Genomic DNA, 24,037 nt, shown 5'->3' on the forward strand with positions numbered 1-24,037 from the left:
CTGCATGACAGCGAGCTTACCGGCTGGCCTTTCGCTTCGGCTGTCTATTTGCTTTTCGCACGGCGAATAAGCCCAGTTAGTTTCGGCAGAAGGAGCATGCGGGCGCTAAATATAGACCTTTTACCCATGATTTATAGATAATCTTTTTATAATCCCCATTGTTCAATTGCAGGAGTGCGTTTGTCCCAACCCAGAGTGCAGACTTTGGCTGTGCCGAGCAGAAAGTGCCGGCCCTCAACCGCGTCAAGCTTAAGCCAGCGGGCCGCCAGCACGCGCAGGAAATGACCATGTGCCACCAGCAGCGCATTTCCCACGGTTGTTCCGTCCGGTTGCGGGCTAAGAACCCGCGCTACGATCGAATCCGCGCGCGCAGCAACCTGCGCCAGCGTTTCACCGTTGGGCACGCCGTCCTTCCAGATCAGGTATCCCGGGTTTTTGGCCCGAATGTCAGCGCTATTGACGCCTTCATAGTCTCCGTAGTCCCACTCGCAGGCCGCCGGCTCCACTACCGCATGGGGGAAACCAGCCAGTTCGGCCGTTCGGTGGGCCCGCTGCAGCGGCGAAGTCAGCACCAGGGAGAAATCTATCTCCGCTAAGGCCGCGCGGGCGGATCGCGCCTGCTCCTCGCCGCGTTCGGTCAGCGGCAGATCCGTCAGCCCCGTGTACTGCCCGCTGCGGGACCACTCGGTTTCCCCGTGCCGCAGGAGCCAGAGTCGGGGAAGGTCATCTCCGATCCGTACAGGGGCCGGAACTGATTCAACGCTCATGGTGTTCCTTTCGTTGCCGGCTCAGCGGCGGACCCGCCGCTGTCGCCGTCGCTGCTGCCGCCGTCGTCGTCGGCCTCCGGCTGCTCCGCCCACCACTGCGCAAGCCTGCGCTCGGCGTCGTCCCGGCCCAACGGGCCATGTTCCATCCGTTCCTCGAGCAGGAATTTATAGGCTCGGCCGACGACTGGTCCGGGCTTGAGTCCCAGCAGTGCCATAATCTGCGCACCATCCAGATCGGGGCGAATGGACGCGAGTTCTTCCTGCGCCTCGAGCACGGTGATCCTGCCCTCCAGATCGTCATAAGCGAACGATAACCTGTCTGCTTTGCGCTGATTACGCGTAGTAACGTCCGATCGGGTCAATCGGTGCAGCCGCGGTAAAAGTGGTCCTGCGTCGGCCACATAGCGGCGTACCGCGGAATCCGTCCATTCAGCCTCGCCGTAGCCGTAAAAACGCATGTGCAATTCAACCAGCCGCGCCACGGCCTTAATGGAGTCATTGTCGAAGCGCAGCGCCTTCATTCTCTTCGCGACAAGCTTGGCGCCGACCACGTCGTGATGCCGGAAGCTCACCGCCCCGGCGGGTTCAAAGCGACGGGTGGAAGGTTTCCCGCAATCGTGCATTAGGGCCGCAAAACGAAGGACAAAGTCCGGCCGCGGAACGGTTCCTTCCGGCCCCGTTTCCAACTGAGCCGCCTGTTCCAGCACCTGCAGGGAATGCTGATACACGTCCTTGTGCCGGTGGTGCTCATCCGTTTCCAGCTGCAAGGCGGGAAGCTCCGGCAGCATGTGACCCGCCAACCCGGTATCCACCAGAATGTCGATGCCCGCCCTCGGATGCGCCCCGCAGATCAGCTTGACCAGTTCATCACGGATGCGTTCAGCGGAAATGATGCCGATTCTCTGCGCCATCGCGGTCATCGCCGCACGCACCTCGGGATGGACGGTGATGCCCAATTGTGCGGCGAAGCGCGCTGCCCGCATCATGCGCAGCGGGTCGTCGGAGAAGGAGGACTCAGGTGCGGCAGGCGTCCGCAGTATCCCAGCCCGCAGGTCCCTCTCCCCGCCGAATGGATCCACCAGTTCCAAAGCGGGCAGGCGCAGAGCCATGGAGTTAATCGTGAAATCGCGCCGCTGCAGATCGTCCTGCAGTGAATGGCCGAAAGCTACCGCGGGTTTACGGGAATCCTTCTCGTAGGCCTCCGCACGATAAGTGGTGACCTCGATGGTCAGCGGAACGCCGGCACGCCCGTTCTTACGGAACGCTATAGTCCCGAAGGCACGTCCGACCTCCCAATGCGCATCCGCCCATTTCCTGGCCACCTGCAGGGTCTGCTCGGGGGTGGCATCGGTGGTGAAGTCCAGATCCGGCGAAGTGCGCCCCAGGAATAGATCGCGGACCGGCCCCCCCACCAGTGAAATTTCATGCCCGGCATCCACAAAAAGCTGCCCGAGTTCCAAGACGATCGGGTCCAACGATGAACTATCAAGAACTTGCACCATAGTCCTTTAACAATGCCAGACTTTTTGGCCCGGTCCGTGCGTCATGGCCGCCTGGAAGGTCCAAAACCGGATCAACAGCACCTGCTGCAAACTGTCCTCATGGTCAGGGAAAGGTAGTTAGAGTGGAGATCATGGCACATCCCGTTCCAAGCGCTCCGAAGAGGACACCGTTGCCGTCGGCAATCGGCGCCCACGTGGTGCCCGGCGGCCATCCGACGACCTCCGCCCTGCCCACCGTGGAAGAGGTTTCGGCCGGCGGTGTTGTCGTGGAAAAGTACGACGGCGAACTCCGGGTTGCGATCATTGCCCGGCTAAACCGCGGTGGCCGGCTTGAATGGTGTCTGCCCAAGGGACACCCTGAGAACCAGGAAAACCATGAAGAAGCCGCAATCCGCGAGATCGAAGAGGAAACCGGTATTTGTGGCTCCGTGCTCGCTCCGCTGGGGAGTATCGATTATTGGTTCACGGTCAGCGGGCACCGCGTGCACAAGACCGTGCACCATTATCTGCTGCGCGCCACCGGCGGCCACCTGACCATCGAAAATGATCCGGACCACGAGGCGGTGGATGTTGCGTGGGTCAACCTCTCCGACCTGCCCAAACGCCTCTCCTTCCCCAATGAGCGGCGAATCGCCGATCTGGCAAGGGAAACGCTGCCGGAGGATTTTTAGCCCGACAGTGAGATGATGGGTGGCGATGGTAAAGCAAGAAGCAACCCCGGCCCCTACTCCACTGCCCGGCGCAGGACGGCCCGCCGCCGAAACGGAAACGGCGGCCCGCTCCAGCGCCAATATGGCCGTTGGAACCTTGGCCTCACGTGTCCTGGGGTTCATTAAGGGCATTCTTCTGGGCGTGGCGGTGGCCGGATCACAGGTTGCCGGCATCTTCGACACCGCCAATAACGTCCCCAACATCATTTACCTGCTGGTGGCCGGCGGCGTCTTCAACGCAGTCCTGGTTCCCCAGGTCATCAAGGCAAGCAAACAGCCGGACAAGGGAGCGGACTACATATCCCGGTTGCTCACTTTGGCCGTCATCGTATTGTTTGCGCTCACGGCGCTGATCACGATCCTGGCCGGGCCCATCATGACCCTGCTGACCACTGACTACTCCGCCGCCCAACTGAAGCTGGCCACCGCCTTTGCCGCCTTCCTGCTGCCGCAGATCTTTTTCTATGGTCTTTTTGCCTTACTGGGCCAGGTGCTGAACGCGCATGGCTCATTTAGGGCGTATGCCTGGGCACCTGTGGTCAACAACATCGTGGCCATTGCCGGGCTGGTGACCTTCATCGCCGTCGCCGGGAGTAATGCTGCCTCCCCCCACTCGGTGGAAAACTGGACGCCGGCTCAAACATTCATTCTCGCGGGTAGCGCCACCTTGGGCATTCTCGTCCAATCCCTGGTTCTGCTGTGGCCGCTGAAGAGACTGGGGCTGCGGCTGCGGCCGCGTTTCGGGTGGCGCGGCGTGGGGCTAAGGGCTACCGGGAAGGTTGCCGCGTGGACCATGGGCACCATGCTGGTGGGCAACCTGACCTTTCTGCTGATCGGAAAAATCGCGACCATCCCCACCGGTAGCCTTCCGGACGGGACCGTCCCGGAAGGACAGGGCATCGCGACGTCGTTCGAACTCAGTCGTGCCACGGAGGTCTACATCCTGCCGCACTCGGTGGTGGCGCTGTCCATTGCAACCGTTCTCTTCACCCGGATGGCACGAAGCGCGGCCAACAAGGACGACGACGGCCTGCGTGCGACACTTTCCCATGGGCTGCGGACCGCGGGAGTTGCCACGGTCTTCGGCGCGATTGCCCTGTTGGTGCTCTGTGGGCAATTTGGCATGCTTTTCAGTGCCTCCAGCCGGCACTCTGCCCTTCTCATCGCCACAACTCTGGCCATCCTTGCCCTCGGTTCCCCCTTCCTCAGCGCAAACTTTATGATGAACCGTGCCTTCTATGCAGCGGAAAATGCAAAAACTCCGTTCATCATCCAAAGCCTGCTGGTCATCTTCGGAATCGGCAGCGCGCTGCTGGCAGCCCTGCTCCCGGCGAATCTGATCATCTTTGGTCTGGCGCTGAGTTACACCCTCGGTAATATCGTCGCCGTCGTCGTCACTCATTTTTTTCTCCGCAGCAGGCTCGGCAACTATGGCGGCGCCGCCGTTGTACTGGCGCACCTGCGGTTTTTGGGCGCCGCCGTTATCGCAGGCATCATCGGCTGTGGAGTGCTCTGGCTATTGGGCGGCTTTAGTCTTTCCGGCTTCGCATGGCAGTCAATCTATGCAGCGGCGCTCGTGCTCGCCGTCGTCGGCTTAGTCATGGCGGCCGTCTACTTCGTTGCCTTGAAACTGTTACGGGCCAGAGAACTCAACGATTTTCTGGACCCTTTGCTGCAAAAACTCCGTGGCCGTGTTCCCGGGCTTGGCTAGCTGCAGCGCGCGGCCCCCGGTCCTTCCTGCCGGATCCGATAAGATCGAAAGCTAAGACGTCTGCGCCAGCAACCGGTCTGCAGGTAGTACCGGTCAATAAAGGAGGAAGCGGTGTCAGAAACCGTTGACGTGGGCTCGATCCTCGGCGGACGCTACAAGGTAACGGCCCATATTCTGCTGACCGCCGAGCAGGACGCGGTACTGGAGGGTATAGATCAGGTCCTTAAACGACCGGTCAGCATCCTGGTGGCAGGACCGGGCAATGCCGAAAACCTTACACAAGGTGCACGGGAGGTCGCCACGGGTGAGCGGCATGCAAACCTGCAGATCCTGGATCTGGGCACAAGCGACGGCTCAACCTATCTGATTTCCAGCAAGAGTGCGGCTGCGGAGCTGCTGGACTTGGTGGTCCCCACTGAACCGTACGTGGAACCGTTTTTTACTGACACGCTGGGCAATGAAATTTTTGGGATGCCACGGCCGGAGTCTGAAGAGAACGGCGGTTACGACTACGTCTACGAGGACAATTCGCCGGTAGAACCGACGCGGCCCGACTCCGTGGCTAAGCGTGCGCCTGTATCGGCCGACTCAGGCAACACCGGTGACATCGTCCCCGCGCCACCGGCGTTCGTCCCATCTGTGCCTCCGGTACCGCCGGTGCTGCCGATGGCACAGGCGCGGGCGGTACCCCCGGTGCGTCCCGAATCACCGGTGCGTCCAGCGGCACCCAAGACCTCTGACCGCAGTACTGGCGCCACTGGTACGGCCGCTGCCGTAAATGCGGCTAAGGCAAACACCCCGACGGCACAGGCGCCGCAGACAGCGGCGGAAGGCAGCCCTGCTCCTGCTCCTGCTCCTGCTCCTGCCAAGGTCACCTTATGGTCGGAGGAGGACTACGGTTCCGATGCTCCCGCCGGAGCATACCGGGCACCCGCTAGCTTTCCTGTATCCGCACGCGCAGCGGAGGAAGCCACTGACGAGGAGACGGATGATGATGATGATGCTGCTAACGCGCCTAAGACAAGCGGGCGCTGGCTTGTCGGCGGAGTCGTCTCCATCCTCATCGTGGCCGCGCTCATCGTGGCGGTGACTAATCTCGGCGGACAGCTCAGCGGAAACCAAAACGCCGCACCCGCCGTCTCGTCATCCCAGCAGCCTCCGGCGAGCCCCACGCCGACGGGTTCGGCATCAAAGGCCACGTCTGCTGCTCCGGTCGTCGTCCCCGCAATCACCTCGGTCACCAGGCTCACCCCGGATGCACCGAATCTGGGGCAGGCGTACGACTCAAAGTTGCCGGCGACTTTCGACGGGAATCCCGCGACGTTCTGGCAGACCCTGGAGTTTTCCAATGACTCCTTCGCCGGGTTAACCTCCAGCATCAGTTTGGTGGTTACGCTGAAACAGGACTCCGACATCAACACTGTAACTTTGCAGCAATTGGGTGGATCCGGCGGAAGCTTCCGGCTCCTGACCAACTCCACACCGACACTCGATGGCGCAACCGAGATTGGCACGGGTAGCTTTACCGCACCAAGCATCACACTCAGCGCGCCGCCGGGGACCAAGTCCAAATACGTCATCATCAACTTCACGCAGTTGCCCAAGCAGCAGACCTTCCAGTCCTATCCCTACGGCGTAAAAATTGCAGAAATCACCATCAAATAGCTGACCACATCCCTGGGTAGCGGTAACGGTATTACCGAGTTGTCCCCGCCACCGTCCGGAATAAGGCCCGCCATCAATCCGTTGTGGTGATGGCAGGGTCCACCCGCTGGGTCCATCAATGCAGAAAGAGGTTCTCCACCCCGTGAACACTGAAGTAATACCGGCTACCGATGTCCGTGATGTCATCATCGTGGGCTCAGGCCCGGCCGGTTACACTGCCGCTGTGTACACAGCCCGCGCGAATCTGCGGCCACTGCTCATAGCCGGCTCCGTTACGGCCGGGGGTGAGCTCATGAACACCACTGATGTGGAAAACTACCCCGGATTCCCTGAAGGGATCATGGGGCCCGATCTGATGGACCAGTTCCAGAAGCAGGCGGAGCGCTTTGGTACCGAAATCATGTACGAGGATGTGGCCTCGCTGGACCTCACCGGTGATGTAAAATCCGTTACACTCGGGGACGGCCAGGTGTTTACTTCCCGTGCCGTCATAATCTCCACCGGGTCCGCCTACCGTGAGCTTGGCCTCCCGGACGAAAAGCGCCTCTCCGGGCACGGCGTGAGCTGGTGCGCAACCTGCGACGGGTTCTTTTTCAAGGATCAGGACATCGCCGTGATTGGCGGCGGTGACTCGGCCATGGAGGAGGCCCTTTTCCTCACCAAGTTCGCCCGAACTGTGACAGTAGTGCACCGCCGGGATGCACTGCGGGCCTCGAAGATCATGCAGGACAGAGCCCTGAACCACGACAAGATCAGATTCATCTGGAATTCCGAAGTGGTCGGTATTGACGGTGAAGCAAAGGTTACGGGACTGCGGCTCAATGATCTCATTACTGAGGTCAAAACCAACCTGGCCGTCACCGGAGTATTCGTTGCTATAGGCAACGATCCCCGCATCGACCTGGTTAAGGATCAACTCGCGTTAACCTCTGCAGGTACGATTGCCGTCGAGGGTCGGTCTTCCAAGACCAGCCTGCAGGGCGTGTTTGCCGCCGGCGACGTCATCGATGCCACCTACCGTCAGGCCATCACCGCCGCCGGGTCAGGCTGTGCGGCGGCGGTCGACGTCGAACACTTCCTGTCCACCTCCGCCCTGCAGCTCGCGCCTGTGCCAGCTGTTGAAACATTCAGCACCCGATAACGAAAGAGGATTCCATGAGCAATGCTAAAAGCGCCACAGACGCAACCTTTCAAACTGATGTCCTTTCAGCAGGTAAACCCGTCATTGTCGACTTTTGGGCGGAATGGTGCGGCCCCTGCCGCAAGCTAAGTCCGATCCTGGATCAGCTCGCCGGGGAGTACGCGGACAAGATCGATGTCGTCAAGGTGGACATTGATGAGAATCCGGCCATCGCCGCTCAGTACGGCATAACATCCATTCCGGCGGTCTACCTGTTTCAAAACGGTGAGGTCAAGGGCAGCGTAATCGGAGCCCGGCCGAAGCAGTATTTCGAGAAGGAATTTGCTGAGTTCCTGAAGTAGGGCTGCTTTCCTCGCTTCTCCACCTGCCAGCACCGCCAATTCCCGCATGGACGCAGTCCCTGCCATGAATTGGCGGTGCTGGTCTTTTGTCTCACGGCATTTTGAGGTGTGCTGCTGAAGCACCGGGGACCCTTTGCCGCGTTGCACAGGTGGGTGTCTCGTCTTGGGCGTGCGGTGGGAGTCTCAGGCGCGGTCGTAAACACCCCTGCGGGTACCTGATCAGCAAGCGGAAAGGGGGACAGTCCCTACGTGGGGCGCTGAATTCTCAGCTTTTTTGCTCGATGCCGCCCGCGCACCGGGCAGCCGAGCTGACCATTTCTGCACGAACTGAGCTGGCCGCTCGTCGGTGCTGCGTTGCAATCTACTCAACGACCGAGGCCGTTTCACGTGAAACACGAAAATCGGGTCAGTCTGCCGGATCGAACCACACAGCGGCTGACGGTGGCCGTCTCCCTACGCGGTTCCCCACGGTCCATCGGACAGGAGCAAGTGAGGCCAGGAAATCGCTACGCCAGCTATCCCCTCTGGATTGTTATGTCAGGTCTTGAGCGTGGTTGAAAACATCGGACCGTCCGGACGGAGCTGCTACTGCGTTTTCGTGTATTGCACTTTAGTAACAACAGTTCTTGGTTACCTGTTCCCCGGCGCAGCACGTGTGGCCGCGACGGACTTTGAAGTAAGCACCACCCCAACGGAGAACCTCTGTTCGCGCCATCTCTTTTGGACCGGAGCAGGGAGTGGAGTGAGGTGGGCCCTATACCGGTTTCAGGTTACCTAGCTTCACCTGCCACCACACATGATGCCGTCCAGAAAGACACAGCAGCCACCACCGCGATTTTGCCGTTTCTTTGGCGTAAAGCGGCGAACCTGTAACGATCCGTTTGCCGACCTGGGAGTAAGCGTGTTTCACGTGAAACTCTCCTGCAAGGCAGTTTCCGGCCGGAAAATACATCGCGCTGTCCATAGACTACTGGGCCAAGTGCGAAGACCGTGACTATCCGGAGCGGGCAACCGACTTATGATCGGACGTCGCCGATCGCGCCAGCATCCGTCCAGTCGCGTGGACGGGAAGCAGTACCGCGCCGTGTAGGAGAGAAACAGTACCGCAACCGCTATGGAGAGCCCGCCTCAGACGCACATAGAGCGACAGGCACGCGCATAGTTCAAGGCCGGCGCATGAGGTCGGTTACCCACGCATCCAGCGCTAATCGGATCCTGCGATTTCTTGCCCAGCTAACCTAACAGTCGAATAAGCCCGCCTTCGTTGCACCGGCCAAGGGCTCGCTTGGATGGCTCTCCGCGACATTCGAAGGACCCACACAACCCCGTCCGGCATTTGCCCATTAGGGCTGCCCATCCGTCGATCCCATCTTCAAAGCGTCCGGGGCAGCCGCCCAGGCGTCCTGATTCCCCATCAAATCCTATAGTCCCGAGGGGCTACGCACCGTCAACGTGAGAGTGAACATTCTGCATGTATGGACCAGCTGCATGATTTGGGGTGAGCATACATTGGCGGGCCTCCGCAGGAACGCGATGACATGTAGTTCGCGCGAATTTGGCTTCCAAAGGCGACCGCGTAGATAGGTAGATTGCAGCTATACAAACCTTAGGATCAATCCTGACCAACCCTAAGGGCTGGAACCGCCATCAAATGGACACGACACAGACTGGACCTGCCACGCATGGTGGAAGCTCCGGTACCTGGTTTGTGTCTAACCAAGTCCAACTACCGACGATTTTTGAGTGCCTCTAGTATCCATCGGAGCTGCTGGCGCACCACCAGTTTGGTCTGCCGCGGCAAGCGGGAAAACATGAACCCTGTAGATGGACAGGAATTTCGGCTCTTCTGACCTATCCGTGGGTGTGATCCGCGCGCCTTAACGCCCACACGCCGCTTTCTGCCTAGGATTTTTGACTGTCAAAGGTACAAAAATTCAAGGACTGAAAACGACGTGCAGAATTCAAGCATATGGGCACCCCTGCTGGGTGTCGAAAAAACGACCGTCAGCCATGTGGAGACCTGCCGGGAAACCGGGGTGCTGCTGGCCCGGGTGAGGGCGCACAAGTCCATGCGGAACCGGTGCGGGATCTGTTCGCGCCGATCTCCCCGATACGACCGTGGCGATGGTCCCCGACGGTGGCGCACCTTGGATCATGGCACCACGGAAACCTACCTCGTGGCGGAAGCCCCGCGCGTGCGCTGCCCCGAGCACGGGGTGATTGTTGCCGCCGTTCCCTGGGCCCGCCACCAGGCCGGGCATACCAGAATCTTTGACCAGCAGGTCGCGTGGCTGGCGACCAAATGTTCCAAGAGCGCGGCGACCGAATTGATGCGTATCGCCTGGCGCACCGTGGGCTCGATCATCGATCGCGTCTGGAAGGACACCACCAAGACCTTCGACCCGTTCGCGAACCTGTTGCGCATCGGCATTGACGAGATCTCCTACAAGCGCGGACACAAGTATTTGACCGTCGTCGTCGACCATGACACCGGCTGGCTGGTGTGGGCCGCCCCGGGCCGTGACAAGGCCACGCTGAGGAAGTTCTTTGACGCCCTTGGCGAAGAACGAAGCGCGCACATCACGCATGTTTCCGCCGATGCCGCCGCGTGGATCTCCACCGTCGTGGCCGAGAAATGTCCCAACGCCGTCCGGGTCGCCGACCCGTTCCATGTGGTCATGTGGGCCACCGATGCCTTGGATGATGAACGCCGCGCCGCGTGGAACCGGGCACGGAAAGCAGCCAAGGAAAACGAGCCGCCCCGTGGCCGTGGACGCCCGCCCAAGGACGCCCCCGCCCGGCCCGACAGCGAGCGGGCCGTCAAGCTGAAGAACTCCCGCTTCGCGCTCTGGAAAAACCCCGAGGACCTCACCGACAAGCAGCAGGTGAAGCTGGCCTGGATCGTGCAGACCGATCCACGGCTGGGCCGGGCCTACTACCTGAAGGAAGGCCTGCGCACAGTCTTCAAACTGCCACTGGACGAAGCCACCGAAGCACTGGACAAATGGGTGAACTGGGCCAGACGCTGCAGGATCCCCACATTCGTGAAACTACAAAAAAGCATCGTCAAACACCGCGCCAGCATCCTAGCCTCGATCGAGCACGGACTCTCCAACGGACGCATAGAATCCATGAACACCAAGATCAGGCTCATCACCAGGATGGCGTTCGGATTCAAATCCCCGGAAGCCTTGATCAGCCTGGCCATGCTCAGCCTCGGAGGTCACAAGCCAGCACTTCCCGGACGGAAATGACCCACGGATACGTCAGAAGAGCCGGAATTTCCTGGATATTCTTGCAGGCGCAACACCTACGTAACCGCACGTTGAGTCTTCACTTTCAGCATCTGTTTCACGTGAAACCAAAATGAAGTCGTCTTTGGAAGGCGGAACCGCTCCAGCAATTACGCATGATCTTCTTATAGGGCATACTCTTACACTACTTTCAGTACCACTTCCGTCCAGACCCGGGCATCGCACCGCCCCGAATACGTGGGATTCGAGCAGTTCAGCGGTATAACGATGGCGTTAGGAGCAGCATTTGAAAGTGTTTCACGTGAAACCATCCGGACAATGGTCAGGGAGAATGTGAGGCCAGCGGCCGCGACGTGCGCTGGTCAGGCTCGAGCGGCCCAGCATAACTATCATGTTGGGTGGACGAGAACCATCAACCCGACAGGGTACACGCGGCAATCCGCGGGAGTACGAAGCGTCATTGTAAAACTAAAATTGGGTGCCACTAAACGACGATCAGATTCGCATGTTTCACGTGAAACGATTGTGATTCACTTGAAACGACTGTGATTCAAGTGAAACGATTGTCCTGCGGGCTCTACAGGCCATCAATCGTGCTCATGAAATCCAAAACCGCACACTTGCCATGAAGCCGAAAAGGCGGCAAATTAGTTGAATTGCCGTTGCGCCGTAAAAAGGCATAGCCGGGCAGTCCTCGAACTCCTCCCAACGGACAGGAACTCCGGCGACATCAGTATGAAACCGCAGATCCACGTCGCCTGGAGTCAGGCAGAGGGTCCCTAAACACCCTAAAAATCCGCGGTACGCTTTTGGGCCATTACAGGACCCACAGCGGCCCGGGGCGCGCATTACCGTGCCACGCATTACCGCGGCGCGCATTACCGTCGCGCCCCTGCGACCCACGCTACGCCGTCGTTAACTACTTGCCCCCGGAGTGAGAACATCCATGATCCGGTTTAAATCTTCGACGGATGCGAATTCAATACTGACCTTGCCCTTGCGCGCTCCGAGGGAGATCTTGACATTTGTATCCAGCTTGTCCGACAGCGAGGTCGCGAGGTAGTCCAGTCGTTCGTGCCTTGCGTTTGCTTTAGGCGCTGAGCCCTTGCTGTTCGCATCCGGGGCCTGATAGAGCGAGACCGCCTCCTCTGTAGCCCGGACAGACATCCCCTCAGCAATAATCCGCTGCGCAAGTCTCTCCATGGCCAGGCTATCCGGAAGGGCCAGCAACGCCCGGGCGTGCCCGGCGGACAGCACTCCTGCGGCAACACGGCGCTGCACCAACGCCGGCAGCTTCAGCAATCGCAGCGTATTGGAAACTTGAGGCCGTGAGCGGCCGATTCGATCCGCCAATTCTTCGTGGGTAGTCCCAAAGTCCTCCAGAAGTTGCTGGTAGGCAGCAGCCTCTTCCAGGGGATTGAGCTGGCTCCGGTGAAGATTCTCCAACAAAGCATCGCGAAGGAGGTTATCGTCCGTGGTATCCCGAATGATGACAGGAATGGTCATCAGACCAGCCTGCTGAGATGCCCGCCAGCGCCTTTCACCCATGACTAATTCATAGGACTCCGATCCGCTCTCGCTGGACTTCCTGACAACTATCGGCTGAAGGATTCCAACTTCTCTAACGGAGTGGACAAGTTCATCCATCTCGTCCTGATCGAAGTCTGTTCGGGGCTGCTTCCGGTTTGGATGAATAGACAGCACCGCGACCTCGGCAAATCTTGCACCGGGAACCTGAACCAGCTCGGGTCCTTGTTCCACCCGCGCAGGAGCCGGGCGGGAGACCTTCTTCATGGTCGCTTCCGGAAAAAACAAGTCAACAGGTCGTGGCGTGGCTGTCGCGGGTTCGTCCCCTGCGTCCTCTGTCTGCGGAGAGTTGGGAATCAGTGCACCCAGACCCCGGCCTAGTCCTCTACGCTTGTCAGTCAATGGACTAATCCCTCCGATGAAATGGCATACAAAAGCACATCACAGTGGTGAAAGTGCTACAGAAAAGTCTACCGTTCGGCTATCTCGGCCGCGGCTTCCAAATAAGACAGCGCGCCTGTTGACGATGGGTCATAGGTCATCACTGTCTGCTGATAGCTCGGGGCCTCGGATATCCGGACCGACCGTGGCACCACAGCCTTCAGTACCTGGTCAGGGAAATGCTCCCTAACGTCTGCGGCAACCTGAGCCGCAAGGTTGGTACGACCGTCGTACATCGTCAGCAAAATTGTAGAGACCTCCAACTCCGCATTGAGATGCTTTTGGATCATCTCGATGTTTTTCAGCAGCTGGCTGAGCCCCTCAAGCGCATAATACTCGCACTGAATGGGGATGAGCACCTCGTTAGCGGCACAAAACGCGTTAACGGTCAGCAAGCCCAGACTGGGCGGACAATCAATGAAAATGTAGTCCAGGCGCTCTTCGCCGGAGGTTTCCCGATGTTCGGAATAGGTATCCAGTGCGCGTCGCAGTCTTTGTTCCCGCGCAACCAACGACACCAATTCAATTTCTGCACCAGCCAGATGAATGGTGGCTGGTGCACAGATCAGGTTGGCAATGTCAGGACAAGGCGCCACAACATCAGCCAGCGCGAAGTCGTTGATCAGCACATCGTAAATGCTGTCAACCTCCGCATGATGTTCTACTCCGAGGGCAGTAGATGCGTTACCCTGCGGATCAATATCCACCACGAGGACCTGTAAACCGGCTGCTGCCAGGGCAGCGGCGATGTTCACAGTGGTGGTCGTTTTACCGACACCCCCCTTTTGGTTAGCTACCGTCATAATTCGGGTCTTTATTGGCTTCGGCAGGGCACGTCCCAGCAACCGCTCCCGGCGTTTCGTCTCACTGATAAGTTGCCGCGCGATTGGGCTGCCGTCGTCAGAACCAGCTGCGCCGGCTAGTGGCGCCTGGATCATCGTTTCACGTGAAACATCTGCCCCGGCCACCCCATCAACTGATTTAGGTTGATTTTGGACAGTTCGTCCTGTCCTTGTCGGGCTCGTAACCGATTGCGAGCCGGAGCGAGCTGAACCCAAGGACACAAACGGCGGGATCCGCTGCGAAGGCGCTTCGCTGCTGGTCACAATGACACTCTCACTTTCATAAGGTAAGCGTTGACCGGTCTCTAGCCTAACTGGGATCACCTAGCGCTTGGACACTATGACCCGAACTACTGTTGTCGGTTCGACCAAAATGTCAGCCCCCGCCACAACCACGGTCGTCTCCACCCCGCCGAGTCTGCGGATGACCTTCGCCGCCTTATCCAACTCAGCTTGCGCACCTCGGCCCTTGATAGCCAGCAACTCACCTTCGCCGGCAAGCAAGGGAATGGTCAGGCCGGCGAGGGTATCCAGTGCTGACACCGCGCGCGCTGTAACCACATCACAGCTAACCCGGCCCATAGCCTGCTCAGCGCGCGCCCGCATGATTTCCACGTTCTCCAGATCCAGATCCATCACGACCTCTTCAAGCCAGGCCACGCGACGCTCCAGCGGCTCAATGAGGGTTATGTGCAGATCCGGGCGAGCCAAGGCAAGTGTCACCCCGGGCAGCCCGGCACCGCTGCCGACATCGGCAACTCTGGCACCGTCGGCTATTAGTTCGGCTACTACTGCACAGTTAAGCACGTGCCTGCCCCACAACCGTGGGACTTCACGGGGCCCGATCAGACCACGCTCGATCCCTGACGTGGCCAGATGCTGAACAAATCGTTCCGCTAACCCCAGGCGCACACCGAAAATTCGTTCGGCTGCATCACGTTCAGTATCGCTGGCTTCAACCACAAGGTCTCCTCTACTGCTGCCACTGCGTCGTCCGCCTGCACAAGCAGCTCCCGTTGGATAATTACCGGTCAGTGGAGACCACAATGTGGCGATCGGCCCCTTCACCCTCCGACTCGCTGAGACATCCGAACTCAGCAATGGCATCATGAACAATCTTGCGTTCATACGCACCCATGGGCTCCAGGGAAACCTGCCCACCCTGCTTTTTTACGTGCTCGACGGCGTCGGCGGCAATCTTCGTCAGCTCCGAGTTACGGCCCTGGCGATACCCCGAAATATCCAACACCAAACGGGATCGGCTCTCCGTCGCCGACAGCACCGAGAGCCGGGTGAGTTCCTGAAGCGCCTCCAAAACGTCACCACCATCACCCACCAGAGACTGCAGATTTGAGCCATCTTCGTCCGAGACAATCGAAATATATGTCCGTCCGTTCCGAACCTCTATGTCGATATCACCATCGATATCGGCAATATCCATCAGTTCTTCAAGGTAATCAGCGGCAACCTCACCCTCTTCTTCAAGACGGTTCACTGAGGTATCAACTGCCTCTTCCGAAGGCTCAGCGGCGTTCTGTGGGTCAAGCTCAACGGGGCTGTCAGCAGTCATTACTTCTTCTTCCTATTCTTGCGCTGCGGTTGCGACCGCTGGCCGGTGGGTTCAACAACCTCTTCGACGACCGGCTCAGGCTTCTTGCTGGCGCTAAGCAGGGGAAGCCCCTTCGCGACCCGTCGCTGCTGGTACTCACGGTATGCCGGCGACCCTGGTGTCGGCATCTTGCGGATAACAAAGAACTGCTGGGCCATGGTCCACAGATTGGTGGTCGTCCAGTAGATAAGTACACCGATGGGGAAGTTTATACCGCCAATACCGAAGACCAAAGGCAGGACATAAAGCATCATCTTTTGCTGCTTCATGAATGGGCTGGCCATGGCATCTTCGGACATGTTCTTCGACATGATTTGCTTCTGCGTAATAAACTGCGATGCGGTCATGGCCAGAATCATGACGATGGAGAGGATAACGACGGCGACGTTGACGTCACCATTCTGCACCTGCGGCAGGAATGCGGACGACAACGGAGCACCGAAAATCTGCGCCTGATCGAACTGCTGAACCTGTTGGTGGCTCAGTGCTCCAATGCCTTCCTGGGTCTGCGTCGCGGCCTTGGATACACCCGAGAGTACCTGGAAGAGGGAGAAGAAGAAAGGCATTTGGATCAACATCGGCAGACAGGCTGAGAACGGGTTGGTCCCGTGCTCTTTATACAGCGCCATCTGTTCCTGTGCCATCGCCTGACGGGAGAGCTGATCCGTCTTTCCCTTGTATTTGGCCTGCAGCTTCTTCATGTCCGGCTGCAGCGCCTGCATTCCACGCTGAGCCTTGATCTGCTTCACGAAGACAGGGATCAGCGCCGCCCGAATAACCAGTACCAAGCCGATAATGGACAAGGTCCAGGTCCAGCCTGAGGAAGAAGGCAAGCCCAAGGTGGTCAAGCCGTCATGAAAGATGACCATGATCCACGACACCACCCATTTGAACGGTGCCAGAATCGTCCCGAAGAAATCAAACATTCTTTTTTATTCTCCTCAAGCCGCTTCGCGGCCTTCTACATCAGACTGAATAGCTAGAAATTTATCCGGGTGATTCAGTTGGATAATGTAAGGGACCTTTACCGGGTCACTTCCGTGGTCATGACTGCCGGCAGGTACCGGATCCAAGCCACCGGAATTCCACGGGTGACAACGAATAAGCCTTCGTCCCGCCAGCCAGCTGCCCTTAACAGCACCGTGAACCGTAACCGCTTCCATAGCGTAGGCGGAGCAAGATGGAAAAAACCGGCAGACTGGTCCATACAGCGGCGAGATCAACCGACGATACAGGGCCAGGGCCAAAATCAGGACGTTCCGTGGCAGGTGCCAGAAGAAGCCCGCCACGGACCGGAGTACGAGGACACAAACTCTTTCCATCCGCCCGCGGCCTTCCATAGAAGAGTGTACGGAGGGTAAATGGCCAGTATCTGTTGTTGTCACGCCTGTCAGTCCCTTCCCTTGCCCTTTATCCTCCGGCTGCAAGCCGGTCGAGCACCTTGCGGCACGCATTCTGGTAATCCTGCAATAACTGCTGCCATTGCGCTCCCGCTGAAACGGGCAACGCTCTGACTACGATATTGAGACCTTGTGGATGGGCGTTCACAGTAGCTGCCGCCGCTTCTCTCAGTCTCCTCTTAACGAGGTTCCGTGCAACAGCGTTCCCGACGGATTTTGCCACAATGAAACCGACCTTGGTCGGTTCATCAGGATCGGTAAGGGCCGCATATAACACTACGTTCCGGCGTCCATTGCGGACACCGGAACGTACGGTATTTGAGAAGTCGGCCGACGCCCGCAGGCGATTTCCGGTGGCAAGCACCGTTAGGAAAGCTGCGGATGGATCGGATGCGAAAAATTCGGGAACACGCTGCTCATTGAAACAGTGTCCGACGAAGTAGTCAGGGGTGTTGTTTAGGCCGACAGTTCGATGCGGCCCTTGCCGCGACGTGCCGAGAGAATGGCCCGTCCTGCGCGGGTGCGCATACGAAGACGGAAGCCGTGCTTCTTGGCACGACGGCGATTATTCGGCTGAAAAGTCCGCTTGCTCACGTTGGGTTACTCCAAGACAATCTAAAGATGCGCCTTGCCCGTAACTACAGGGGGAAGAACAGGCCGACGCGAAGAATCAGGTATCTACCGGCACCCACAAGGGCACATGCCAATCGGCACATAGTAGACACAAAGGACTTCACCACGTTAGGTCATAGGGAGGTCTGCAGTCAAACGGCCAGCGGCGGGTATTCACGCCACCGCTCCGGCTGACTGCAGCGCCGGCCGTGAAAGAGCTCCAAAAGCTGCCCCTCCAGTACCTCGCTGTGACATTTATCCACAAGGTCTTTCCCTGCTATCTTCTACCGTTTTCATCCCCTAGGCTTGCCCAGTAGTTAGTTATCCACCGGCTGTGAATAACTCTGTGGATGACTAATCCGCAGCGGGTGGCCCGAAGACGAAGAGGATGTAATGAGCAGGCGTACTGACGAGCATGGAAGTGAATGAGCTGAAGAATGAGCACTGACGAGATCAATGATGTCGGGAGCTCCTGGCGCCGTGTCGTTCGAGTCCTGGAACAGAACGACCATGTCACTCCACGGCAACGAGGATTTATTTTTCTCGCCCAGCCGCTGGGCCTGATCGGAACTACACTCCTGGTGGCTGTGCCCAACGAGCTCACCCGCGAAGTACTTCAGACGCAGCTTAAGAAGGCCCTTGATGATGCTCTGCGCGAGGTCTTCTCCGCCGACATTCTGTGCGCTTTCAGCATCAATACCGATCTGATGCCTGTACAGGAGGAAGAAGTACCCCAGGAACCGGCCGTCATTCGCCGCGAACCCGAGATGAAACCTGCCCCAACCCTCCCGAGCACTTCGCAGGAATTCGGCCGGCTTAACCCAAAGTACGTCTTCGACAGCTTCGTCATCGGCCAATCAAATCGCTTCGCCCACGCTGCCGCCGTCGCTGTCGCCGAGGCACCAGCTAAGGCATACAACCCGCTGTTCATCTATGGGGATTCCGGTTTGGGAAAAACACACCTTCTGCATGCCATCGGTCACTATGCACGGCGCCTCTACACGGGAATCCGTGTTCGGTATGTCAACTCGGAGGAGTTCACCAATGACTTCATCAACTCGATCCGGGATGATGAGGGCGCCAGCTTTAAACAGCTGTACCGCAACGTGGACATCCTTCTCATCGACGACATCCAGTTTCTTGCAAACAAGGATGCCACCCAGGAAGAGTTCTTCCACACATTCAACGCCCTGCACAACCACAACAAGCAGGTCGTTATAACTTCAGACCTGCCACCCAAGCGGCTTTCGGGCTTTGAAGAACGAATGCGCTCCCGCTTCGAATGGGGCCTCCTAACAGACGTCCAACCGCCCGAGTTGGAAACACGGATAGCAATTTTACGCAAGAAGGCCATCGGTGAAGGGCTATCCGCTCCGGATGATGCCCTCGAATACATTGCCTCAAAAATTTCCACGAATATCCGTGAACTCGAAGGTGCACTCATCCGCGTGACCGCCTTCGCCAGTCTGAACCGCCAGCCGGTGGATGTTGCTCTGGCAGAAATCGTGCTCAAGGATCTCATCACAGACGAGGGTGCACAGGAAATTACCGCCACCGCGATCCTGGGACAAACGGCTGCCTATTTCAATTTGTCTCTGGAGGAGCTCTGCAGCAAATCCCGAACACGCACTTTGGTCACGGCACGGCAGATTGCCATGTACCTGTGCCGCGAATTGACCGACATGTCCCTTCCCAAAATCGGGCAGGAACTCGGCGGCCGGGACCACACCACCGTCATCCACGCGGACAGGAAAATCCGTGAACTCATGGCGGAGCGTCGCGCGATCTATAACCAGGTCACCGAGCTGACTAACAGGATCAAACAACAACAGCGTGAGGGATGAGCTAATCGGGTCCTGTGGACAGACCTGTGGATAACTTAGGGGATAACTTGGGTAGATCAGGGTACAACTCCCCGAAGCCCTGTGGATCCGCTAAAACACAAGGAAAGTTGTGCACCGCCAGAACCACGCTGCCACCTGTGAGTCCACATTCTGTGCACAACCAACTTCACCGGAATGCCGCCATAGGATCCAGTTATCCACAGTTTCCACAAGGGTTATTAACACTACGAATCCTAAAAAACTTGTTCTTCTAAACAACATTTTCGCTCCACCCCCACGCCCACCGGCCTCCCGCACCGGTACAAAGGACGATGTGATTCCCGGTATGGCAAGGCGCTAAGCTATCGGGAAGCATGTAGTTCGGTCAGAGACTTCTCCCCGCCAGCTCGGCGCCATTTCCCGACGATCATTTTCACCCTTGAAAGGCGGCACCCTTCCGTGAAGTTCCGAGTCGAACGGGATATCCTCGCAGAAGCCGTGAGCTGGACGGCCAGATCGCTGTCCCCTCGCCCACCTGTGCCAGTGCTTTCCGGTCTGCTGCTCAAAGCCGAAGCCGGGACAGTAAGCCTGGCCAGTTTCGACTACGAGATTTCAGCCAGGTTGGAAATCCCCGCAGACATAGCGGAGGAAGGAACAATTCTGGTTTCCGGACGGTTGCTTGCCGACATCTGCCGCAGTCTTCCCTCCGCCCCTGTGGATATTCAGACTGATGGGTCAAAAGTTATCCTCAGTTGCCGTAGCAGCAGGTTCAACCTGGCAACGATGCCCGTTGCTGACTACCCGGAACTGCCTCCCCTGCCGGACATCAGCGGCACGGTATCCGGAGATGCCTTCGCACAGGCGGTTTCTCAAGTAATCATCGCTGCCAGTAAGGATGACACCCTTCCCATTTTGACCGGTGTGAAAATGGAAATAGAAGATGACTTAATCACTTTGCTCGCCACAGACCGTTACCGGCTGGCGCTTCGGGAAGTACATTGGCGGCCCAACGTACCGGGGCTTTCAGCCAGCGCCCTCGTCAAAGCAAAAACACTTAATGAAGTCGCCAAAACGCTTGGCGGGTCGGGGGATTTGAACATCGCATTGTCCGCCAATAGCGAGCTCATTGGCTTTGAAAGCGGTGGGCGACGCACCACCTCGCTGCTGGTCGATGGAGATTACCCCAAAATCCGTTCGCTCTTTCCGGACAACACCCCGATCCATGCCTCGGTGGAGACCAGTGCCCTTGCGGAAGCGGTACGACGCGTATCCTTGGTCGCTGAACGCAACACTCCAGTACGCCTGGCTTTCACCGACGGTCAACTCAACCTTGATGCCGGTACCGGTGAGGATGCCCAGGCCTCCGAAGCATTGGAAGCGGCCCTCGTCGGAGAAGAAATAACCGTCGCCTTTAATCCGCATTACCTCAGTGAAGGCCTGAATGCTTTTGACAGTAAGTTCGTCAGGTTCTCATTCACCTCCGCACCTAAACCGGCCATGATGACGGCACAGGCGGAGCTTGAAGGTAATAACGAGGACGACTACCGTTATCTGGTAATGCCTGTGCGTCTACCCAGCCAGTAGGCAGGCCTAAAAAGTTTGTGCAAAAGGACGGCCCACAGGTCCTTGAATCTTAGAAACAGCAACCTCCAGAAAAGAGAAATACCGTGCATTTCGGTCTCATCGGTCTTGGAAAAATGGGTTTCAATATGCGGGCGCGTCTCCGCGACGCCGGCCTGGAGGTCACAGGTTACGATCGCAATCCCGAGCTGACGGATGTTCCCTCCCTCGCTGAACTCGTTAAAGCGCTGCCGGCCCCGCGGACCATCTGGGTTATGGTTCCGGCAGGAAAGATCACCGACGACGTCATCAGCGAACTGGCGACTCTCATGGATGCCGGTGACCTGATCATTGACGGTGGCAATTCCCGCTTCACTGAAGACCAAAAACACGGCGCCCTACTGGCCGAAGAGGGTATTGGGTTTGTCGACTGTGGAGTTTCCGGAGGGGTTTGGGGTCTCGCTAACGGCTACGGCCTGATGGCCGGCGGAGAGAAGTCAAATATCGACGCTGCCATGCCGCTCTTTGATGCCTTGCGTCCGGCAGGAGATCGGGCGGAGAGTTTTGTCCATGTCGGAGAGATCGGGGCAGGGCACTATGCAAAAATGGTGCACAATGGCATCGAATACGGGCTCATGCAAGCCTACGCTGAGGGCTACGAATTATTGATGGCCAAGGACATCATCAAGGATGTTCCCGGAACATTTGCCGCTTGGCAAAAGGGTACCGTAGTGCGGTCCTGGTTGCTGGATCTGCTGGTTAAGGCGTTGGAGGAAGATCCGGCCTTGACCCGGATTGCCGGCTATGTTGATGATTCGGGCGAAGGTCGATGGACGGTGGAGGAGGCAGTTGCCAGTTCTGTCCCTGCCCCGGCGATCACTGCTGCGCTATTTGCCCGTTTTGCATCCCGGCAGGATGATTCACCCGCGATGAAGATGGTCTCCGCACTGCGTAATCAATTTGGCGGGCATGCAACAAAACCTGCTAAACCAGCATCTTCCTAACGGCAGGAGCCCGAGCCCGGCGTGTATCTGCAGCACCTTTCCCTTACCGATTTTCGTAGTTATGCCCAAGTTGAACTGTCGTTGGAACCGGGTGTAACCGTTTTTGTGGGATCTAACGGACTCGGCAAAACTAACCTGGTGGAAGCAGTGGGATACCTTTCCACACTAAGTTCCCATCGGGTAAGTTCTGATGGGCCGTTGCTGCGTTTTGGCAGCGACAGGGCGCTGGTCCGGGCCAAATTGATGCGTGGATCGCAGACTGTGGGCCTCGAAGTCGAAATCAATCATGGTCGGCCCAACCGGGCCCGCATCAACCGGGCCAATCCTGTCCGGGCCCGTGACATTCTGGGGATTTGCAGAACCGTTCTTTTCGCTCCGGAGGATCTCGCATTAGTTAAAGGAGACCCGGGAAACCGGCGGCGCTTCCTCGATGAACTTCTTGTTACCCTGCTGCCGCGGCACGCGGCTACCCGCAGTGATTATGAACGGGTCCTCAAGCAACGAAATGCACTGCTGAAATCGGCACGCGGCCAAATGTATTCCCGGAACGGCATCAGCGAGTCCCATACGGCAACGCTGGAAGTCTGGGACCAGCACATGGCAGTTGCCGGCGCCACTCTGCTGGCGGCCCGGCTCGAATTGCTTGAACGCCTCAAACCACATCTGGCCGCAGCTTATGAGCAGCTCACGGATGGATCCAAGGTCTTGAGCGTGCAATACCGGTCAAGTCTGGTAACGGCCACGGAGGACGAATCCGATGAGTATTCTGTAGATTCTTTCGAAACAGAGCAGGGCAAGGACGAATCTGAGGATACGGAACTGAAAGAACTTGCGGCGATGTCCATACCTGAGCTCACCGAACGGTACTTGTGCAGTTTCGTTGCGGCACGCCGCCGGGAACTCGAGCGCGGACTTTCCCTGGTGGGACCCCATCGGGACGAACTCGAGCTCGTGCTGGGTCAGGCGCCGGCCCGTGGATATGCCTCGCACGGAGAAACATGGTCCATAGCCCTGTCTTTGCGGCTTGCCTCGTATTATGTTCTCCTTGACGACGCTCAGATCGAAGGAAATACACCAATCCTGATTCTGGATGATGTTTTTGCGGAATTGGATGTCCAGCGACGCAGTAAGCTTGCCGCTATCGTCTCCACTGCGGAGCAAGTCCTCGTCACGGCGGCGGTGGATGAAGATATTCCCGCTGAGCTGTCGGGGGCTCACATCCGAGTCAAACCCGGAGGTCTCGCGCTCGATGCAGGCTGACGATTCAGACCAGGTCCAAACGCCGACCGAAGTAGATGCTGCGCAAGCTGCATTGAACCGGATGAGGGCGGCCGCGGCGCAGCGGGGGGAAATAAGACTGGCGCCGGGTCGACGGCCCGCGGAGAAACCAAAGTCGAGACGGCGAACCTTTTTGGATGTTAAAGATTCCGGCCGTGATCCGCTGGGGCTGGGAAGTGTAGTCAGCCGGTTGGTCAGTGAACGCGGCTGGTCTTCGCCTGTCGCCGTAGGATCGGTGATGGCTCAGTGGAACACACTAGTGGGCGCGGACATTTCCGGTCACTGCCAGCCGGAAAGTTTTACCGGAACTACGCTCCAGGTTCGTTGTGATTCCACCAGCTGGGCCACTCAGCTGCGTTTATTGAGTTCGTCGCTTCTGGCTCGCTTCGATACCGAGCTGGGTGCCGGCGTCGTGACAAAGATTCAGGTGTTAGCCCCGGCCGCGCCGAATTGGCGAAAGGGTTACCGGACGGTCAAGGGCCGCGGCCCGAGGGACACTTACGGCTAAACATCGTTGTGGAGTGCGATCACGATGGGCTCGAACGCGGGTGCAGCGAGGCGCAGACAGAGCGACGAAACCGCCGGTGGGCGTATCTCCCCTCATTGGTATGGGTGAAGTTGGCTCCTGTCCGGCATTTTTAGCCGCTCAGGGCCTATTCATGGCAGATTTGGGTGTCTGACAAGGTAGAATTAGATGAAAAGGGGACACCGGAGACTGTTGGTCATGTGCCACATGAAACGGCGGACTTAGGGGTGCGTCAATTGCAGGAACCGAACTGCCCCCGCAGTGGGCGTTCCGATACCTGCAACTGTTGATGTGCCTGTGCTTGCCAACGAAGAATAGAGGGGT

Annotated in this window: 21 protein-coding genes; 11 read left to right on the forward strand and 10 right to left on the reverse strand. The window is 58.2% G+C overall.

Annotated elements, in window-relative coordinates:
* Positions 1-146: 146 nt before the first annotated feature.
* Positions 147-767: a histidine phosphatase family protein gene (locus IV500_RS03390; RefSeq protein ID WP_196395427.1), complete on the reverse strand. Its 621-nt coding sequence runs from the start codon at positions 765-767 to the stop codon at positions 147-149.
* Positions 764-2,269: a CCA tRNA nucleotidyltransferase gene (locus IV500_RS03395; protein ID WP_196395428.1), complete on the reverse strand. Its 1,506-nt coding sequence runs from the start codon at positions 2,267-2,269 to the stop codon at positions 764-766. Before IV500_RS03395 ends, IV500_RS03390 begins: the two co-directional genes overlap by 4 nt.
* A 131-nt stretch (positions 2,270-2,400) precedes the next feature.
* Here IV500_RS03395 and IV500_RS03400 point away from each other — a divergent pair, with 131 nt between their 5' ends.
* The 6 genes from IV500_RS03400 to IV500_RS03425 all read left to right on the forward strand — a co-directional run bounded on the left by IV500_RS03400 (position 2,401) and on the right by IV500_RS03425 (position 11,091).
* Complete coding sequence (locus IV500_RS03400) at positions 2,401-2,940, forward strand: NUDIX hydrolase (protein WP_196395429.1); 540 nt, start codon at positions 2,401-2,403, stop codon at positions 2,938-2,940.
* A 25-nt stretch (positions 2,941-2,965) separates the two neighbouring features.
* A complete protein-coding gene (gene murJ / locus IV500_RS03405) occupies positions 2,966-4,690 on the forward strand; it encodes a murein biosynthesis integral membrane protein MurJ (RefSeq protein ID WP_196395430.1) in 1,725 nt (574 codons plus the stop codon).
* A 111-nt stretch (positions 4,691-4,801) separates the two neighbouring features.
* On the forward strand, positions 4,802-6,355 hold the full coding sequence (locus tag IV500_RS03410) for an ABC transporter substrate-binding protein (protein ID WP_196395431.1): 1,554 nt from the start codon (positions 4,802-4,804) through the stop codon (positions 6,353-6,355).
* Between the two features lie 118 nt (positions 6,356-6,473).
* Positions 6,474-7,496, forward strand: coding sequence for a thioredoxin-disulfide reductase (gene trxB / locus IV500_RS03415; RefSeq protein ID WP_196395432.1), 1,023 nt, complete (start codon positions 6,474-6,476; stop codon positions 7,494-7,496).
* Between the two features lie 14 nt (positions 7,497-7,510).
* Complete coding sequence (gene trxA, locus IV500_RS03420; protein ID WP_196395433.1) at positions 7,511-7,837, forward strand: thioredoxin; 327 nt, start codon at positions 7,511-7,513, stop codon at positions 7,835-7,837.
* A gap of 1,952 nt (positions 7,838-9,789) precedes the next feature.
* Positions 9,790-11,091 (forward strand): ISL3 family transposase, encoded by a 1,302-nt coding sequence (locus tag IV500_RS03425; protein ID WP_196395434.1) that lies wholly within the window; start codon positions 9,790-9,792, stop codon positions 11,089-11,091.
* A 915-nt stretch (positions 11,092-12,006) separates the two neighbouring features.
* Here IV500_RS03425 and IV500_RS03430 read toward each other — a convergent pair.
* The 8 genes from IV500_RS03430 to rpmH form a co-directional block, all read right to left on the reverse strand.
* Positions 12,007-13,020: a ParB/RepB/Spo0J family partition protein gene (locus tag IV500_RS03430; RefSeq protein WP_196395435.1), complete on the reverse strand. Its 1,014-nt coding sequence runs from the start codon at positions 13,018-13,020 to the stop codon at positions 12,007-12,009.
* A 68-nt stretch (positions 13,021-13,088) separates the two neighbouring features.
* A complete protein-coding gene (locus IV500_RS03435; RefSeq protein WP_312875813.1) occupies positions 13,089-14,165 on the reverse strand; it encodes a ParA family protein in 1,077 nt (358 codons plus the stop codon).
* Positions 14,166-14,225: 60 nt separating this feature from the next.
* Complete coding sequence (rsmG, locus tag IV500_RS03440; RefSeq protein ID WP_196395436.1) at positions 14,226-14,864, reverse strand: 16S rRNA (guanine(527)-N(7))-methyltransferase RsmG; 639 nt, start codon at positions 14,862-14,864, stop codon at positions 14,226-14,228.
* Positions 14,865-14,925: 61 nt separating this feature from the next.
* Complete coding sequence (locus IV500_RS03445) at positions 14,926-15,471, reverse strand: Jag family protein (RefSeq protein ID WP_196395437.1); 546 nt, start codon at positions 15,469-15,471, stop codon at positions 14,926-14,928.
* The gene (gene yidC, locus IV500_RS03450) at positions 15,471-16,436 is read right to left on the reverse strand and encodes a membrane protein insertase YidC (protein WP_196395438.1); all 966 of its coding nucleotides are present in this window, start codon (positions 16,434-16,436) and stop codon (positions 15,471-15,473) included. The genes IV500_RS03445 and yidC overlap by 1 nt, the downstream gene beginning before the upstream one ends.
* 15 nt (positions 16,437-16,451) lie before the next feature.
* Positions 16,452-16,850 carry a membrane protein insertion efficiency factor YidD gene (gene yidD / locus IV500_RS03455; protein ID WP_196395549.1) on the reverse strand — a complete coding sequence of 133 codons (399 nt, stop codon included), beginning with the start codon at positions 16,848-16,850 and terminating at the stop codon, positions 16,452-16,454.
* A gap of 70 nt (positions 16,851-16,920) precedes the next feature.
* Positions 16,921-17,274 carry a ribonuclease P protein component gene (gene rnpA, locus IV500_RS03460; protein ID WP_196395439.1) on the reverse strand — a complete coding sequence of 118 codons (354 nt, stop codon included), beginning with the start codon at positions 17,272-17,274 and terminating at the stop codon, positions 16,921-16,923.
* A 92-nt stretch (positions 17,275-17,366) separates the two neighbouring features.
* Positions 17,367-17,504, reverse strand: coding sequence for a 50S ribosomal protein L34 (rpmH, locus tag IV500_RS03465; protein WP_196395440.1), 138 nt, complete (start codon positions 17,502-17,504; stop codon positions 17,367-17,369).
* 455 nt (positions 17,505-17,959) lie between these two features.
* Between rpmH and dnaA the strand changes: the two genes are divergently transcribed.
* From dnaA to IV500_RS03490, 5 genes are all read left to right on the forward strand, one after another.
* Positions 17,960-19,366, forward strand: a complete 1,407-nt coding sequence (gene dnaA / locus IV500_RS03470; RefSeq protein ID WP_196395441.1) for a chromosomal replication initiator protein DnaA — start codon at positions 17,960-17,962, stop codon at positions 19,364-19,366.
* A gap of 438 nt (positions 19,367-19,804) precedes the next feature.
* Positions 19,805-20,929: a DNA polymerase III subunit beta gene (gene dnaN / locus IV500_RS03475; protein WP_196395442.1), complete on the forward strand. Its 1,125-nt coding sequence runs from the start codon at positions 19,805-19,807 to the stop codon at positions 20,927-20,929.
* A gap of 83 nt (positions 20,930-21,012) precedes the next feature.
* Positions 21,013-21,909 carry a phosphogluconate dehydrogenase (NAD(+)-dependent, decarboxylating) gene (gnd, locus tag IV500_RS03480; protein ID WP_196395443.1) on the forward strand — a complete coding sequence of 299 codons (897 nt, stop codon included), beginning with the start codon at positions 21,013-21,015 and terminating at the stop codon, positions 21,907-21,909.
* Between the two features lie 21 nt (positions 21,910-21,930).
* Positions 21,931-23,169, forward strand: a complete 1,239-nt coding sequence (gene recF / locus IV500_RS03485) for a DNA replication/repair protein RecF (RefSeq protein WP_196395444.1) — start codon at positions 21,931-21,933, stop codon at positions 23,167-23,169.
* Positions 23,159-23,695, forward strand: a complete 537-nt coding sequence (locus IV500_RS03490; RefSeq protein WP_196395445.1) for a DciA family protein — start codon at positions 23,159-23,161, stop codon at positions 23,693-23,695. The genes recF and IV500_RS03490 overlap by 11 nt, the downstream gene beginning before the upstream one ends.
* Positions 23,696-24,037 lie beyond the last annotated feature (342 nt).

The organism is Arthrobacter terrae (assembly GCF_015708085.1).
GTDB lineage: Bacteria > Actinomycetota > Actinomycetes > Actinomycetales > Micrococcaceae > Arthrobacter_M > Arthrobacter_M terrae.

Excerpts from the sequence above, each read along its gene's own strand:
- IV500_RS03390 (WP_196395427.1), bottom strand. The coding sequence starts at position 767 with ATGAGCGTTGAATCAGTTCCGGCCCCTGTACGGATCGGAGATGACCTT.
- IV500_RS03395 (WP_196395428.1), bottom strand. The coding sequence starts at position 2,269 with ATGGTGCAAGTTCTTGATAGTTCATCGTTGGACCCGATCGTCTTGGAA.
- IV500_RS03400 (WP_196395429.1), top strand. The coding sequence starts at position 2,401 with ATGGCACATCCCGTTCCAAGCGCTCCGAAGAGGACACCGTTGCCGTCG.
- murJ (WP_196395430.1), top strand. The coding sequence starts at position 2,966 with ATGGTAAAGCAAGAAGCAACCCCGGCCCCTACTCCACTGCCCGGCGCA.
- trxB (WP_196395432.1), top strand. The coding sequence starts at position 6,474 with ATGCAGAAAGAGGTTCTCCACCCCGTGAACACTGAAGTAATACCGGCT.
- trxA (WP_196395433.1), top strand. The coding sequence starts at position 7,511 with ATGAGCAATGCTAAAAGCGCCACAGACGCAACCTTTCAAACTGATGTC.
- IV500_RS03445 (WP_196395437.1), bottom strand. The coding sequence starts at position 15,471 with ATGACTGCTGACAGCCCCGTTGAGCTTGACCCACAGAACGCCGCTGAG.
- yidC (WP_196395438.1), bottom strand. The coding sequence starts at position 16,436 with ATGTTTGATTTCTTCGGGACGATTCTGGCACCGTTCAAATGGGTGGTG.
- yidD (WP_196395549.1), bottom strand. The coding sequence starts at position 16,850 with ATGGAAGGCCGCGGGCGGATGGAAAGAGTTTGTGTCCTCGTACTCCGG.
- dnaA (WP_196395441.1), top strand. The coding sequence starts at position 17,960 with ATGAGCACTGACGAGATCAATGATGTCGGGAGCTCCTGGCGCCGTGTC.
- IV500_RS03490 (WP_196395445.1), top strand. The coding sequence starts at position 23,159 with ATGCAGGCTGACGATTCAGACCAGGTCCAAACGCCGACCGAAGTAGAT.